At 71.5% G+C, this 14,711-nt stretch carries 18 protein-coding genes and 1 riboswitch; of the genes, 8 read left to right on the forward strand and 10 right to left on the reverse strand.

Annotated elements, in window-relative coordinates; all coding sequences use genetic code 11:
- Window positions 1-91 precede the first annotated feature (91 nt).
- The 10 genes from rfaD to cobU form a co-directional block, all read right to left on the reverse strand.
- The gene (rfaD, locus tag E6O51_RS17720; protein ID WP_136386345.1) at window positions 92-1,063 is read right to left on the reverse strand and encodes an ADP-glyceromanno-heptose 6-epimerase; all 972 of its coding nucleotides are present in this window, start codon (window positions 1,061-1,063) and stop codon (window positions 92-94) included.
- Entirely contained in the window at window positions 1,060-2,019 is a 960-nt protein-coding gene (gene rfaE1, locus E6O51_RS17725) for a D-glycero-beta-D-manno-heptose-7-phosphate kinase (protein WP_136386346.1), read from the reverse strand. Before rfaE1 ends, rfaD begins: the two co-directional genes overlap by 4 nt.
- Before the next feature lie 83 nt (window positions 2,020-2,102).
- Entirely contained in the window at window positions 2,103-2,390 is a 288-nt protein-coding gene (locus tag E6O51_RS17730; protein WP_136386347.1) for a type II toxin-antitoxin system RelE/ParE family toxin, read from the reverse strand.
- A 9-nt stretch (window positions 2,391-2,399) separates the two neighbouring features.
- A complete protein-coding gene (locus E6O51_RS17735; RefSeq protein WP_136386348.1) occupies window positions 2,400-2,660 on the reverse strand; it encodes a CopG family ribbon-helix-helix protein in 261 nt (86 codons plus the stop codon).
- A gap of 68 nt (window positions 2,661-2,728) precedes the next feature.
- Entirely contained in the window at window positions 2,729-3,280 is a 552-nt protein-coding gene (cobC, locus tag E6O51_RS17740) for an alpha-ribazole phosphatase family protein (RefSeq protein ID WP_136386349.1), read from the reverse strand.
- Window positions 3,265-4,035 (reverse strand): adenosylcobinamide-GDP ribazoletransferase, encoded by a 771-nt coding sequence (locus E6O51_RS17745; protein ID WP_136386350.1) that lies wholly within the window; start codon window positions 4,033-4,035, stop codon window positions 3,265-3,267. The genes cobC and E6O51_RS17745 overlap by 16 nt, the downstream gene beginning before the upstream one ends.
- 7 nt (window positions 4,036-4,042) lie before the next feature.
- Complete coding sequence (gene vapC / locus E6O51_RS17750) at window positions 4,043-4,441, reverse strand: type II toxin-antitoxin system tRNA(fMet)-specific endonuclease VapC (RefSeq protein ID WP_136386351.1); 399 nt, start codon at window positions 4,439-4,441, stop codon at window positions 4,043-4,045.
- 2 nt (window positions 4,442-4,443) lie between these two features.
- Entirely contained in the window at window positions 4,444-4,680 is a 237-nt protein-coding gene (gene vapB, locus E6O51_RS17755) for a type II toxin-antitoxin system VapB family antitoxin (protein ID WP_136386352.1), read from the reverse strand.
- A 60-nt stretch (window positions 4,681-4,740) separates the two neighbouring features.
- A complete protein-coding gene (cobT, locus tag E6O51_RS17760) occupies window positions 4,741-5,778 on the reverse strand; it encodes a nicotinate-nucleotide--dimethylbenzimidazole phosphoribosyltransferase (RefSeq protein ID WP_136386353.1) in 1,038 nt (345 codons plus the stop codon).
- A gap of 58 nt (window positions 5,779-5,836) precedes the next feature.
- The gene (gene cobU, locus E6O51_RS17765; RefSeq protein WP_136386354.1) at window positions 5,837-6,400 is read right to left on the reverse strand and encodes a bifunctional adenosylcobinamide kinase/adenosylcobinamide-phosphate guanylyltransferase; all 564 of its coding nucleotides are present in this window, start codon (window positions 6,398-6,400) and stop codon (window positions 5,837-5,839) included.
- 76 nt (window positions 6,401-6,476) lie between these two features.
- Window positions 6,477-6,725, forward strand: a riboswitch (cobalamin riboswitch).
- A 124-nt stretch (window positions 6,726-6,849) separates the two neighbouring features.
- Here cobU and E6O51_RS17770 point away from each other — a divergent pair.
- From E6O51_RS17770 to bluB, 8 genes are read left to right on the forward strand one after another with little or no spacing between them, the layout of a single operon-like run.
- The gene (locus E6O51_RS17770) at window positions 6,850-8,661 is read left to right on the forward strand and encodes a TonB-dependent receptor domain-containing protein (protein ID WP_136386355.1); all 1,812 of its coding nucleotides are present in this window, start codon (window positions 6,850-6,852) and stop codon (window positions 8,659-8,661) included.
- A gap of 5 nt (window positions 8,662-8,666) precedes the next feature.
- Window positions 8,667-9,686, forward strand: coding sequence for a FecCD family ABC transporter permease (locus tag E6O51_RS17775; RefSeq protein ID WP_136386356.1), 1,020 nt, complete (start codon window positions 8,667-8,669; stop codon window positions 9,684-9,686).
- Window positions 9,683-10,459, forward strand: coding sequence for an ABC transporter ATP-binding protein (locus E6O51_RS17780; protein WP_136386357.1), 777 nt, complete (start codon window positions 9,683-9,685; stop codon window positions 10,457-10,459). The genes E6O51_RS17775 and E6O51_RS17780 overlap by 4 nt, the downstream gene beginning before the upstream one ends.
- Before the next feature lie 5 nt (window positions 10,460-10,464).
- Window positions 10,465-11,283, forward strand: coding sequence for an ABC transporter substrate-binding protein (locus tag E6O51_RS17785; RefSeq protein ID WP_136386358.1), 819 nt, complete (start codon window positions 10,465-10,467; stop codon window positions 11,281-11,283).
- The gene (cobO, locus tag E6O51_RS17790; RefSeq protein ID WP_136386359.1) at window positions 11,280-11,885 is read left to right on the forward strand and encodes a cob(I)yrinic acid a,c-diamide adenosyltransferase; all 606 of its coding nucleotides are present in this window, start codon (window positions 11,280-11,282) and stop codon (window positions 11,883-11,885) included. Before E6O51_RS17785 ends, cobO begins: the two co-directional genes overlap by 4 nt.
- A 10-nt stretch (window positions 11,886-11,895) precedes the next feature.
- Complete coding sequence (gene cobA / locus E6O51_RS17795; RefSeq protein WP_136386360.1) at window positions 11,896-12,762, forward strand: uroporphyrinogen-III C-methyltransferase; 867 nt, start codon at window positions 11,896-11,898, stop codon at window positions 12,760-12,762.
- Complete coding sequence (locus E6O51_RS17800; RefSeq protein ID WP_136386361.1) at window positions 12,755-14,038, forward strand: cobyrinate a,c-diamide synthase; 1,284 nt, start codon at window positions 12,755-12,757, stop codon at window positions 14,036-14,038. Before cobA ends, E6O51_RS17800 begins: the two co-directional genes overlap by 8 nt.
- Window positions 14,035-14,688 (forward strand): 5,6-dimethylbenzimidazole synthase, encoded by a 654-nt coding sequence (gene bluB / locus E6O51_RS17805; protein ID WP_136386362.1) that lies wholly within the window; start codon window positions 14,035-14,037, stop codon window positions 14,686-14,688. The genes E6O51_RS17800 and bluB overlap by 4 nt, the downstream gene beginning before the upstream one ends.
- Window positions 14,689-14,711: the final 23 nt, after the last annotated feature.

Here is a 14,711-nt window from a genome sequence, read left to right on the forward strand (position 1 = left end):
GATACCGTTCGGGCTGAGCCTGTCGAAGCCCGGTCGACGGCATCGCCCTTCGACAGGCTCAGGGCGAACGGTGCTGGATGCTCGATGGCCATCACAGCCCGCGGGCGGCCAGCCAGTCCAGATAGCGCGGCACGCCCTGTTCCACGGTCAGGAAGGGGCGGTCGTAGCCGGCGGCGCGCAGCGCGCCCATGTCGGCTTCGGTGAAGCTCTGGTAGCGGCCCTTGAGGTGGTCCGGGAAGGCGATGTAGTCGATGCCGCCCCTGGCCGGATCGTCGCCCTGGGCGCGGAACCACTTGATGGCGGCGTGGGCCATGTCGTTGAAGCTCTGGGCGTGCCCGGTGCCGACGTTGAAGATGCCGGAGACCAGGGGGTTGTCCAGCAGCCACAGGTTGACCGCCACCACGTCGTCCACGTGGATGAAGTCGCGCCGCTGCTCGCCGGGGCCGTAGCCGTCCGAGCCCTCGAACAGGCGCACTCGGCCGGATTCGCGCAACTGGCCGTTGAAGTGGAAGGCGACGCTGGCCATGCTGCCCTTGTGCTGTTCCCGCGGGCCGTACACGTTGAAGTAGCGCAGGCCGGCGACCTGCGTGGGCAGGCTGCCCAGTTGCGGGCGCAGGTGGCAGTCGAACAGGAACTTGGAGTAGGCGTACATGTTGAGCGGGTGCTCGTGCTCGCGCGCCTCGCGGAACACCGGGCCCATGCCGTACACCGAGGCGGAGGAGGCGTAGATCAGCCGCGTGCGCTGCGCCGTACACCAGGCCAGCAGGGCCTTGGTGTATTCGTAGTTCACGCCCATGACGAAGCGCCCGTCCCACTCGGTGGTGGAGGAGCACGCGCCTTCGTGGAACACCGCCTCCACCGGGCCGAAGGTCTCGCCGGCCCGGATGCGGGCGAGGAAGTCGTCCTTGTCCAGGTAGTCGGCGATGTCCGCGTCGGACAGGTTCAGGCACTTGCGCCCGTCCGTGAGGTCGTCCACCACCAGGATGTTGCGGATGCCGCGGGCATTGAGCCCCTGCACGATGTTGCTGCCGATGAAGCCGGCGCCGCCGGTGACGATGATCATGCCTGTCCTCCGTGGGATTCGCTTGCTGCGCGCAGTTCTTCCATGCTGACCGTGGCGGTGCCGAGCTTGGCCACCACCACGCCGGCGGCGAGGTTGGCGAGCGCGGTGGCGTCCGCCAGCGCCAGCCCGCAGGCCAGCCCCGCGCCCAGCACCGCCACCACCGTGTCGCCCGCGCCGGTCACGTCGAACACGTCGCGGGCGCGGGTGGGCAGGTCCAGCGGCGCCTGGCCGCGCTGCAGCAGGGTCATGCCGCGCTCGGAGCGGGTCACCAGCAGGGCGTCGATGTCCAGCGCGTCGCGCAGGGCCTCGCCGCGGGCACGCAATGTGGCTTCGTCCGCACAGTGGCCGACGACCGCCTCGAACTCGGTCATGTTGGGGGTGAGCATGGTGGCGCCACAGTAGCGGCCGAAGTCCGTGCCCTTGGGGTCCACCACCACCGGCACCCGCCGTTCGCGCGCCACGCGGATCAGGCTGCCCACCTGGGCCAGCGTGCCCTTGCCGTAGTCGGACAGCACCACCGCATCGCAGCCGGCCAGGGCGGCCTCGAAGGCCTGCTCGATGCCGGCGGATTCCAGCACCGCGAAGTTGTCCTCGAAGTCCAGCCGGATCAGTTGCTGGTGGCGGCTGATGATGCGCAGCTTGGTGATGGTGGGGTGCTGCGGCGCTTCCAGCAGCCGGCAGGCCACGCCGCCCGCTTCCAGGCGCTCGCGCAGCAGGCGTCCCGCCTCGTCGCGCCCGACCAGCCCCACCAGTTCGGCCCTGCCGCCCAGGGAGGCGGCGTTGAGCGCCACGTTGCCGGCGCCCCCGGCGCGGAACTCGTCGTTCTCGACCCTGACCACCGGCACCGGCGCTTCCGGCGAGATGCGGTTGGTCGAGCCGTGCCAGTAGCGGTCCAGCATCACGTCGCCGACCACGAGCACGCGGCCGGCGGAAAAGTCGGGCAGGGGAGGCAGCATGAAGAACGCGGCAGCCTGTGGATGGAAAGTCGGCAATTATCCCACGAAGGCCGGGGAGCGAGCGCGTTTGTGACGGTTCGCCATCACTGGCCGGGGGGACGGTTCTCGCGCTGATGCCAGATGCGCAGGACGTGGAGCGCATCGTCCTGCAGCAGGTAGACGACGTGATACGGCGTGACCAGATCCCGCACGGCGTCGGGGTCGGGCGCCTGCGCGACGGGGCGCCCCAGGCGCGGATTCGCGCCGAGTCCGTTCATCCGGCGGATGAGATCGGCGGCAATGCGGGCTGCAGCGGTCGGGTTGTGCTCGGCGATGAAGGCACGCAGCCTCACGAGGTCATCGATGGCTTCGCGCGTGTAGCGGATGCGCATTGCGCGGGCTCAGGGAGCAGGTTTTTCCGCCGCGGAACCCCAGCTTTCCAGCCAGGCGTGGACCTCGTCGCCCGCTACCGTGCGCCCGCTGCGCACCGAATCCAGCGCCGGCAAGGTTTCCAGCCAGCGTTCTTGCTCCTGCCCCTGGCGGGCAAGGAAATCCTCGATGGCCTTGTTGATCAGCCAGTTCCGGCTGCGCTGCAGGCGGTGGGCGAGGTCGTCCAGCGGGGCTTCGAGCTCCTGCTTGAGGCGGATGCTGGTGGTGCTCATGGCCGGGTACGTCCGAATACGATGTAGCACAGTGTAGTGCGCCGGGCACCGATTGCAAGCAGCGCCGTTCAGCGATTGAACCACTTCAGCACCACGCCCCAGCTTTCCACGTCCAGGCGGGTGGCGTGGCCGCAGGCGAAGTCCAGCCCCAGCCAGCGTTCGGCCGGCAGGCCGAGCAGATGGCCGGCGATGGCGCGCAGCGGGCCGCCGTGGGCGACCACCACCACCGGGCGCTGCGGCGCGCTGGCGAGCAGGCCGTCCAGCCAGTGCAGCACGCGCGTGCTCATCTCCCGCGCGGATTCGCCGCCGGGGGCGCGGAAGCCGAGGGGGTCGTGGGCCCATTCGTCCAGCGCCGCGCCCAGGGTGGAGAAGAGTCGCCCTTCCCAGTCGCCGAAGTGGATCTCCTTCAGGCGCCCGTCCAGTTGGGGGCGGCCCAGTTCCTCCGCCAGCAGGCGGGCGCGGGCAAGGGGGCTGGCGTGCAGCTCGTAGGCGGCCGGCAGCAGCGGGCGCAGGCGGGCGGCGGTCTCCGCGGGCGGCTCGGCCAGGCCCACGTCACGCTGGCCGTAGCAGGTGCCGGGCGGCACGTCCGGCCGCGGATGGCGGATCAGGTGAAGTTCCATGCGACGAGAATGCCGAGGTAACACGCCAGTTCCGTGCCCTGCTGGGCCGCGCCGAGCAGGTCGCCGGTGTAGCCGCCCAGGCGGCGCAGGAAGATGCGTGCCGCCCACAGGGTGACCACGGCTACCGCGGCGAGGGCGGTGAGCGCCTCGGGCGGCGCGAGCAGGGTGAGCGGGACGAGGCCGAAGAATGCGGCGGCGGCCAGTTCCGCCGGGCGTAGGGCGTGGGCCAGCGGCTTCGATTTCGAACTGGCGTCGTCGCGCGCGTAGGGCAGCCAGTGGATCAGGCTGGTGGCGGCCAGCCGCGACAGCGGATGCGCCGCCAGCAGCGCGGCCGCGGCGACCTGCGGGCCGTGGGCCGCCAGCTCCACCAGCGCGGCGGCCTTGGCGAGCAGCATCAGCACCATGCCCACGGTGCCGTAGCTGCCGTTGCGCGAGTCCTTCATGATGGCCAGCACCTGCGCCTTGTCCCGGCCGCCGCCTAGCCCGTCGCAGGCGTCCGCCCAGCCGTCCTCGTGGAAGGCGCCCGTGAGCCGGATGGTGACCGCCATGGACAGGATCGCCGCCAGCGACACCGGCAGCACCAGCGCGAACGCGAGGAAGGCCCCCGCCCCCACTCCGCCCACCACCCAGCCCACCAGCGGGAAGTAGCGCGCGGCGTTGTTCAGGCGCTCCGGCGACCAGGGCACCCAGGCCGGCACCGGGATGCGGGTGAAGTAGCCCAGCGCGGTGAAGAAGAGTTCGAGCTGGTAGCGCATGGCCGGGTCAGGCCCAGTTCTCCAGGCGCAAGCCCGCCACGCGTTCGAACTCGGCGAGATTGTTGGTGACCAGGATCAGGCCGTGCGAGCGGGCATGTGCCGCGATCATCATGTCGTAGGGGCCGATGGGCTGGCCCCGGGCGAGCAGTTCGGCGCGGATCTGCCCGAAGTGGAAGGCCGCGGCTGCGTCGAAATCCAGCACGTCCAGGCGGGCGATGAAGCTTTCGAGCACTTCCATGTTCTCCCGCGGGCGGGAAGAGCGTTCCGCACCGAAGGCCAGTTCGGCCAAGGTGACCGTGGAGATGGCGAACTGGCCCTCATGCTGCCCGAAACACTCCCTGACCTGCTGCGGGCGGTTGCGCATCGTGTAGATCACGATGTTGGTGTCGAGCAGATACTTCAGCACGCCTACAGCCCTTCCCGCACCTGGTCTTCGGGCTGATCCCGCGTCTCCATGAAGTCCGCGCTGACGGTCGGTCCGTCGAACCAGGCGTCCCAGCTCTCGCCGGCCGGCGTGATGATACGGGTGTGGCCGACGGCGATCACGCTCACTTTCTTGACCGTTTCGGGGAGTTCGCACGCCTTCGGCAGGCGTACCGCCTGTGTCTTGTTGCTGCGAAAGAGGGTCGTTTGCGTGGTGCCCATGGTGTCTCCAGTCCGTCGGGGGTTTGAATATAGTTGAAGTATATCCAAGCTGCTGGGCAATCAGCAGCCCTTGTCGCTCACGCCGGCCGACTCGAAGCTCGCCATCTCATTGAGGAAGTTCACCGCCGCCTGCACCAGCGGCCAGGCCAGCGCGGCGCCGGTGCCTTCGCCCAGGCGCAGGTCCAGGTCCATCAGCGGGTCGGCGCCCAGGTGGGCGAGCTGCACCCGGTGGCCGGCCTCCTGGGAGCGGTGGGCGAACACGCAGTAGGGCAGCACGGCCGGGGCGATGGCGTGGGCCGCGAGCAGGGCGGCGGTGACGATGAAGCCGTCGATCAAGAGCAGCATGCGCCGTTCGGCCGCGCCCAGCATGGCGCCGGCCATCATCGCGATCTCGAAGCCGCCGTATTCGGCCAGCACCGCGAGGGGGCCGGCGGGACGGCCGCCGCGGGCCAGGGCCTGTTCCAGCAGGGCGCGCTTGCGTGCCAGGCCGGCATCGTCCAGCCCGGTGCCGCGGCCGGTGACGGTGGCCAGGCTCTCGCCGGTCAGGCAGTGGGTGATCAGGGAGGCGGAAGCCGTGTTGCCGATGCCCATCTCGCCGAAACCCACGCAGTTGCAGCCGTTGGCGGCCAGCGCATGGGCCAGTTCGCGTCCGCGGGCGAGCGCCGCCTGCACGGTTTCCGCGTCCATGGCCGGCCGTTCCAGATAGTTCGCCGTGCCCGGGCCGAGCCTGGCGGCGATGAGGCCGGGGCGGCGGCCGAAATCGTGGTTCACGCCGGCATCCACCACCGTGAGGTCCAGTTCCATCTGGCGGCAGAACACGTTGATCGCGGCCCCGCCGGCGAGGAAGTTCTCCACCATCTGCCAGGTCACGTCCTGCGGGAAGGCGGACACGCCCGCGCGCGCGGCGCCGTGGTCGCCGGCGAACACCATGACGTGGGGCTGGCGCAGTTCAGGCGCGTCCGTGCCCTGCACGAGGCCGATCTGCAACGCGAGCGCTTCCAGCCGGCCCAGCGCCCCGGGCGGCTTGGTCTTCTGGTCGATGCGTTGCTGCAGCCGGGGGGCGAGCGACTGGTCGGGTACGGAGATGCGGAAGTCCATGGCAGGCGGGGTTTCGTGGTGGCGGTCGAGGGCGGCAAGGGTAGCACGGCGGCGCCGGCTACCCGTTGCGGGCCGGGGCACCCTTCAGCGTGAGCGGCAGGCCGGCGGCGACGAAGGTCACGGTGTCGGCCAACCGGGCGAGCTGCTGGTTGAGGCGGCCGGCCTCGTCGCGGAACAGCCGTCCCAGCGGGTGCTCCGGCACCAGTCCGAGGCCGACCTCGTTGGCGACCAGCAGGATGGTGCCGGGCAGTTGCGGCAGCGTGGCGAGCAGGGCTTCGCGTTCGGACTTGAGGCGCGGCAGCGCATCCGCCTCGGCGCCGGGCGGCAGGTCTTCAGCGCCGGCCAGCAGGTTGGTGAGCCACAGGGTCAGGCAGTCGACGATCAGGCAGCGTTCCGCCGCCGCCTCGCGGGCGAGCGTGGCGGCCAGCGCGTGGGGGGCCTCCACGGTGCGCCAGGCGGCAGGGCGGTCGGCCTGGTGGCGGCGGATGCGCGCGGCCATTTCCTCGTCCAGCGCCTCGGCGGTGGCGATCACGGTGACGGCGGCGGCGGACGCCAGCGCGCGGGTTTCGGCGTGGCGGCTCTTGCCGGAGCGGGCGCCGCCGAGGATCAGTTCGATGGTCATGGAGATGTTCGGGCGGATGGCTCTGGCGCAGCACAAGGGGGCGCGGAAACGGTATTATCCGCCCCGCACCCGTTACAGGGTGCAACGCGTTTCAGGTGCCCGCCGGCCGTCCACGCCGCGGGTTAAACGGGAAACAGGTGCGTGACGGCGGGTGGGCTACCCGCGCCGCAATGCCTGTGCTGCCCCCGCAACGGTAAGCGAGCGCAAGGCGCATCAGCGAAGCCACTGGGCCGAACGGCCCGGGAAGGCGATGCGCCCCGGTCCGGTACGGTTCGTACCGGCACGGCTCGCGAGCCCGGATACCGGCCTCGAACGCACTGGCGGATGTGCCGCGGGGTGGCGGCGACGGGCGCGTTCCCTCCTGCTCCTCGTTTCCCCGGCGTGCGCATCGTTTCGACGACTGTCGCGGCGTGCGGGGACGCCTGTCGCGGCACAGGGAGCAAATCATAATGACAATCCGCTATTCAGCGGCCGCGCTGGCAGTGGCTGCCGTGTTTCCTCATGCCGTCCTTGCCCAGGCGGACGACGAGTCCGTGGGTGCAACCATGGTGGTCACCGCCGCGCGCATGCAGCAGCGCGCCGAGGAGGTGCTGGCCAGCACCGAAGTGATCGAGCGCGAGGCCATCGAGCGTGCCGGCCATTCGACGCTGATCGACGTGCTGCGCACGATTCCCGGGGTGCGGGTGGCGAGCAACGGCGGGCCCGGTTCGAACAGCAGCCTCTTCATCCGCGGCACCGAATCCCGCCACGTGCTGCTGATGATAGACGGCCTGCGCGTCGGCTCGGCGACCAGCGGTCAGCCCACGCTGGAAGCGATTCCGCTGGCGATGATCGAGCGCATCGAGGTCCTGCGCGGCCCGGCCAGCGCGCTGTATGGCTCGGAAGCGATCGGCGGCGTGATCCAGATCTTCACCCGCAAGGGCGCGAAAGGTTTCCGCCCGTCCGTGTTCGCCGGCTACGGCAGCGACGACACGCGGCAGATCAATGCCTCCGTCGCGGGCGGGGCCGAGCGCCTGCGCTACAGCCTCACCCTGGGCGAGGACCGCACGCGCGGCTTCGACGCCCGCACCGACGAGGTCACCCACGATCCCGACCGGGACGGCTTCCGCAACGCCTTCGCCAGCGCCAACCTGTCCCTGGGCCTGCGCGAGCGCGACGAGATCGGCCTCAACCTGTACGGCTCCAAGGGGCGCAACTGGTTCGACGCCAACCTGACCTACGATTCCCATCTCGACAAGCGCCTGGATTCCGTCGGCCTGTACGCCATCAACCAGCTCGCGCAAGGCTGGCGGAGCACGCTGCGGGTCGGCCGCTCGCGGGACCGGCTGGACAACCGCAGCACCGTGGGGGAGCCCTCCCAGTTCCACACGCGGCAGAACCAGTTCTCCTGGCAGCACGACATCGACCTGCCCGTGGGCACGCTGCTGGCGGCCTTCGACTACGTGAAGACGCACGTGGACGGCACCACCGCCTACGTGGAGGACGAGCGCACGGTCAAGGCCTGGCTGCTGGGCTGGTCCGCGAAGTTCGACGCCCACAGCGTGCAGGTGAACGTGCGCCGGGACGACAACTCCCAGTTCGGCGGCAAAACGACCGGCCTCTTCGCCTACGGCTACCAGATCGATCCGCAGTGGAGCGTGCGCGGCAGCATCGCCACCGCCTTCAACGCGCCCACGTTCAACCAGCTCTACTACCCGGATACGGGCTTCGGCGGCGGCAACCCGGACCTGGAACCGGAACGGGCGCTCAATCGCGAGGTGGGTCTGCGTTGGGACGACGGCATGCACAGCGTCGAGGCCACGTACTACGACAACAAGGTGCGCGACCTGATCAGCGGCTGGCCGCCGGCCAACGTGGATGAAGCCCGCCTGAAGGGCCTGGAACTGGCCTACCGCGTGGATATCGGCAAGCTCGCCGTGCAGGTCGGCGCGGACTGGCTGGATGCGCGCGACGAGGCGACCGACAAGCGCCTGGTACGCCGTGCCGGCAAGGCGGCCTTCCTGCGGGTGGACCACAGCATCGGCGCCTGGTCCTACGGCGTGGACGTGAACGGCCAGGGCCACCGCTACGAGAATGCCACCAACACGCAGCGCATGGGCGGCTACGGTCTGGTCGATGCCTATGTACACTACCGCCTGGCTCATGACTGGCGCGTGGAAATGCGGGCGAACAACATCCTCGACAAGAAGTACGAACTGGCGCGCAACTACGCCACCGCGGGCGCCAGCTACTTCGTCGGCGTGCGCTACGCGCCGCACTGACCGCCATGAGCACCGCCCGCGCCCAGCTTGCCCACGTTTCCCTGTCCGCCGGGCGGCGGCGGGCGTGGGCGGTGATCGCCGGGCTGGCACTGGCCGGCGCGCTGGCACTGGTGTGGGCGCTGGCGGCGGGCGAGCTGGACATCCCCGCGCGCAGTGTGCTCGGCGCGCTGTTCGGCGGCGAGCAGGGCATGGCGGCGGACGTGGTGCGCCACCTGCGCCTGCCGCGGGCGGTGGCGGTGTACGCGTGCGGCGGGCTGCTGGCCATGGCCGGCGCGCTGATGCAGGTGCTGCTGCGCAATCCGCTCGCGGACCCCTACGTGCTCGGCGTGTCCGGCGGCGCGGCGGTGGGCGCGCTGCTCGCCATGCTGCTGGGCCTCGCGCCCATGCTGGTCGATGGGGCCGCCTTCGCCGGGGCGCTCGCCGCCATGCTGCTGGTGTTCGGTCTCGCCCACGGCGACGGTTCCTGGACGCAGACGCGGCTGCTCCTCACCGGCGTCATCGTCGCCGCCGGCTGCGGCGCGGCGATCACGCTGATGCTGGCCCTCGCCCCCGATGCCCGCGTGCATTCCATGCTGTTCTGGCTGATGGGCGATGCTTCCGGCGCCACCCGGCCGTGGCCGGCGCTGGTGGTGATGGTGGCGGGGCTCGCCGCGGCGCTGCCCTGCGCGCGCGAACTCAACCTGCTGGCCCGCGGTGAACTGGCCGCCCAGGCGCTGGGCGTGCAGGTGCGGCGGCTGCGCTACCTGCTCTACGTGCTGGCCTCGCTGCTCACCGCGGTGGCCGTGACCCTGGTCGGTTCGGTCGGCTTCGTCGGCCTGGTGGTGCCGCACCTGGTGCGCTTCGTCATCGGCAACGACCAGCGCCTGCTGCTGCCCGCCGTCGCGCTGGCCGGCGGCGCGCTGCTGACGCTGGCCGACACCGCCGCGCGCACCGTGATCGCGCCGCTGCAACTGCCGGTGGGCGTGCTCACCGCGCTGATCGGTGTGCCGGTCTTCCTCTTCCTGCTGGCGAGGCACCAGCGATGACGCCGGCCGCGCCCATGCTCGAAGCCGACCGCCTCGCCCTGCGGGTGGGCAGCCGCTGGCTGTGCTGCGAGTTCAGCCAGCAGCTCGTTGCCGGGCAGTGCCTGGTGCTGCTGGGCCCCAACGGCGCCGGCAAGACCACGCTGCTGCACACCCTGGCCGGACTGCGCGAACCGGGCGCCGGCCGCGTGCTGCTGGGCGGGCGGCCCTATGCCGGATGGCGGGCGCTGGATGCGGCGCGCTTCCGCGGCGTGCTCGCCCAGCAGCAGCCGGACCACTTCTCCTCCACGGTGCTGGAGACCGTGCTGGTGGGCCGCCACCCCCACCTGGGGCGCTGGGGCTGGGAAGGGCCGGAGGACGAGCGCGTCGCCCGCGAGGCCCTGGACAGCGTGGGGCTGGCCGAACTGGCCGGGCGCGACATCCTCACCCTGTCCGGCGGCGAGCGCCAGCGCGTGGCCGTGGCCGCGCTGCTCGCCCAGGCGCCGCAACTGCTGCTGTTGGACGAACCCACCAACCATCTGGACCTGCACTACCAGATCGCCGTGCTCGACCTCATCCGCGGCCTCGCGGACCGGGGGCGTGGCGTGGTCATGGTGCTGCACGACATCAACCTCGCCGCCCGTTACGCCGACCAGGTGATCCTGCTCGACGGGCATGGCGGCGTGTGCGCCGGCGCGCGCGACGAGGTACTGCAGGCCGGGCTGCTGAGCCGCGCCTTCGGCCATCCGCTGCGCCGCTACGAACTGGACGGGCGTACGACCTTCCTACCGGATTGAAAGCCATGAAAACCAGATTGCTTTTCCTCTTTCGCACCTTCCTCGCCGGCCTGCTGCTGGCGGCCGGTCCCGTCGCGGCGGCCGGCGACTGCCCGCGCATCGTCAGCCAGTCCCCCTATCTCAGCGTCGCCCTCGACTGGCTCGGGCGCGGCCACTGCATCGTCGGCGTGTCCCGCTACGACCGCCTGTTCGACACCCTGCCGCGCACCGGCGGCGTCATGGACCCGGATGCGGAAACCATCGACCTCCTCGGACCGGACCTCCTCGTCGCCTCCAACTGGGCCTCCGAGGAGACCCTGCGCAAGGTCCTGCCGGCCGGTGCGAGGCTGCTGCGCGTGGACGGCTTCACCTCGGTGGCCGATGCGGAGAACATGCTGCGCGAGCTGGGCCGCGCCAGCGGCGCGCCCGACGTGGACGTCCGCCTGGCCGCCTTCCACAAGGAATGGACGGCCGCCGCGGCCGCCATCCGCGGCGAAGGGCGGCGCGCGCTGGTCCTGTCGGCCTGCGAAGGCTCGCCCTATTCCTTCGGGCGCGGGCACTTCGTCGGCGACGCCTTCGTGCAGGCCGGCTTCGACGTGGTGGAGACGGCCCCGCGCCTGCGCCACATCCGCCCCGGCGAAGAGATCGAAGACCTGCTGACCGCGGTCGAAACCCTCAAGCCGCAGGTGGTGTTCTCTCTGGACCGCGCCACGGCCGCCCAGTGCAGCGCGCTGCTGGGCATCCTGCCGGTGGAAGTGGTACACCTGGGCGGCGAAAACTTTTTCCATCCCGGCGCCGGCGTGCTGGCCGGCTACGCCGAACTTGCGCAGAAGATGAAGCGATGACCGAAGCCGACATGGACGCGCGCCACCGGGCGCGCATGCAGCGCAAGAAGGCGGTGGTGGAGCGGAGCATCGCCGCCGCCCGGGAAGAGCGGGGCGTGCTGCTGGTCAACACCGGTAACGGCAAGGGCAAATCCTCGGCGGCCTTCGGCCTGGTGGCGCGCGCGCTCGGCCACGGGCTGAAGGTGGGCGTGGTGCAGTTCATCAAGGGGCGCTCGGACACCGGCGAGGAAGCCTTCTTCCGCGCCCAGCCCGGTGTTTCCTGGCACGTGAGCGGCGAGGGCTTCACCTGGGACACCCAGGACCGGGCGCGGGACGTGGCCACGGCCGCCGCCGCGTGGGACAGGGCGCGCGCCTTCCTCGCCGACCCGGGCATCGGCCTGGTGGTGCTGGACGAGCTCAACATCGCGCTCAAGTACCGCTATCTTGAGATCGACACCGTGCTGGCCGACCTGCGCGCCCGTCCGGCCATGCAGCACGTGGTGGTCACCGGCCGCGCCGCGCCGCCCGAACTGGTGGCCGCCGCCGATACCGTGACCGACATGGGCGTGGTCAAGCACGCCTTTGCGGCCGGCGTGAAGGCCATGCCTGCCATGGAGTGGTGAACAGGACGCAATGCCCTTGCCCGAACTCGCCTCCCCCCGCCCTGGCCCCCAGCCCGGCCACGTGTACCTGGTCGGCGCCGGACCGGGCGACCCGGAACTGCTCACGCTGCGCGGCGCCCGTCTGGTGGCGGGGGCCGACGCGGTGGTGTACGACAACCTGGTGAGTCCGCTCATCCTCGACCTGGCGCCGGCCGCGGCCGGGCGCATCTACGTGGGCAAGAAGGCCGCCGACCACACCCTGCCCCAGGACGAGATCAACGCCCTGCTGATTCGCCTGGCGCGGGAAGGGCGGCGCGTGGTGCGGCTGAAGGGCGGCGACCCCTTCATCTTCGGGCGCGGTGGCGAGGAGATGGAGGCGCTGATCGCGGCCGGCATCACCGTGGAAGTGGTGCCCGGCGTCACCGCCGCGGCCGGCATCGCTGCCTACGCGGGCATCCCCTTGACCCACCGGGAGCATGCCCAGTCGGTGGTGTTCACCACCGGCTTCCTCAAGGACGGCGCGCTGGACCTGGACTGGCCCATGCTCGCCCGCCCCAACCAGACCCTGGTGATCTACATGGGCGTCTCGCGCCTGGCGGAGATCTGCGCCCGCCTGGTGGAACACGGCCTGGCGCCCGGCACGCCGGCCTGTGTCATCGAGCGCGGCACCACCGCGCGCCAGCGGGCGGCGGTGGGCACCCTCGCCGATCTCGCCGCGCGGGTGGCCGAGGCCGGCATTCGCCCGCCCGCGCTCACCGTGGTGGGCGGCGTGGTGGGCCTGTATCCGCGCCTGGCCTGGTTCCATCCGGCCGGCGAGGACGATCCCGGGTCGGCGCCCCACGCTGGTTGTACGGCGGTGCACCGGGACGGCGGCGGGGAAGGGGGCGCCGATGACTGAGCGCTGTCCGGCCCTGTTCGTCGCCGCGCCGGCCTCCGGCCAGGGCAAGACCACGGTGACCGCCGCGCTGGCTCGCCTGCACGCCCGCCAGGGGCGGCGGGTGCGGGTGTTCAAGTGCGGCCCGGATTTCCTCGACCCGCAGATCCATACGGTGGCGAGCGGGGCGCCGGTGTACAACCTGGACCTGGGCATGTGCGGCGAACAGGATGCCGCGTGGCGCCTGCGCGCCGCGGCCCGCGAGGCCGAGCTGATCCTGGTGGAAGGGGTGATGGGGCTCTTCGACGGCGACCCCTCCGGCGCCGACATCGCCCAGCGTTTCGGCATCCCGGTGATGGCGGTCATCGACGCCCGCGCCATGGCGCAGACCTTCGGCGCCGTGGCCTGGGGCCTCGCCCATTACCGCGCGGGGCTGCCGTTCTCCGGCGTGCTCGCCAACAACGTGGGCAGCGCGCGCCACGGGGAGTTGCTGCGCGCCGCGCTGCCCGCCGGCATGCGCTGGTACGGCGCCGTGCCGCGGGAGGCGGGGGCCGCGCTGCCGGAGCGCCACCTGGGCCTGCTGCAGGCGGCCGAGATCGCCGACCTGGGCGCGCGCCTGGATCGCATGGCCGACGCGCTGGCCGAGACCGGTGCGGGAGAACTGCCGCCGCCGGTGGATTTTCCGTCCGTGGCAGCGCCCGTGGTGGAACCGCTGCTCGCCGGGCGCACCGTGGCGGTGGCGCACGATGCGGCCTACGGCTTCATCTACCCGGCCAACCTGGACACGCTGGCGGCGCTCGGTGCGCGCATCGTCTTCTTCTCGCCGCTGGCCGGCGAGCGTCTGCCTCCCTGCGATGCCGTCTGGCTGCCCGGCGGCTACCCGGAACTGCACGGCGAGCGCCTCGCGGCCAATGCCGGATTCTGGCGGGACCTGCACGCCCACGCTGTGGCCGGCAAGCCCCTGCTCGCCGAATGCGGCGGCATGATGAGCCTGTTCGACGCGGTGGTGGACACAGCCGGCGCCGCGCACACTTTCGGCGGCCTGCTGCCGGGCCGCGCCGTGATGCAGCCGCGCCTGTCCGCCCTGGGCCTGCAGATCGCGGAACTACCGGAAGGACGGCTCGGCGGCCATACTTTCCACCATTCGCAGACGGAGACGCCGCTCGAGCCGCTGGTGCGCGCCCGCCGCCCGGACGGCGGCGAGGGCGAGGCGATCTACCGCCGCGGCCGCCTCACCGCCTCCTACGTGCATTTCTATTTCCCCTCCAATCCGGCCGCCGTGGGCCGGCTCTTCGCATGAAACCTTCTGCGCACCGCTATTCCGAACTCGAACGGCAGGCCGTCTACCGCGCCATCGCCGAACGCCGCGACATGCGCCACTTCCTGCCCGACCCGGTGGCGCCCGAGGTGCTGCAGCGCCTGCTGTGGGCGGCGCACCACGCCCCCAGCGTGGGCTACATGCAGCCCTGGCGTTTCATCCGCATCACCGACCGCGCCCTGCGCGAGGCCATGCACGGGCTGGTGGAGGAGGAGCGCCTCGCCACCGCGCGCGCCCTGGGCGAGCGGGAGGAGGAGTTCATGCGCCTGAAGGTGGAGGGCGTGCTGGACGCGGGCGAGGTGCTGGTGGTGGCGCTGGCCGACGGGCGCGAGCGCCACGTGTTCGGCCGCCGCACGCTGCCGGAGATGGACCTGGCCTCGGTGGCCTGCGCCATCGAGAACATGTGGCTGGCGGCGCGCGCCGAAGGGCTGGGCCTGGGCTGGGTGTCGATCTTCGATCCGGACAGGCTCGCCGCGCTGCTGGCCATGCCGGAGGGCGCCCGGCCGGTGGCCATCCTGTGCGTGGGCCACGTGGCCGACTTCTACCCCCGCCCGATGCTGGAGATCGAGCACTGGGCCGAGCGCCTGCCGCTGGCCGAGGTGCTGGGCGAGAACCGCTGGCCGGGCGGGTAAACGAAAACAGGCTCCCTGCGGAG

Source organism: Pseudothauera rhizosphaerae (assembly GCF_004801305.1).
GTDB classification, from domain to species: domain Bacteria; phylum Pseudomonadota; class Gammaproteobacteria; order Burkholderiales; family Rhodocyclaceae; genus Pseudothauera; species Pseudothauera rhizosphaerae.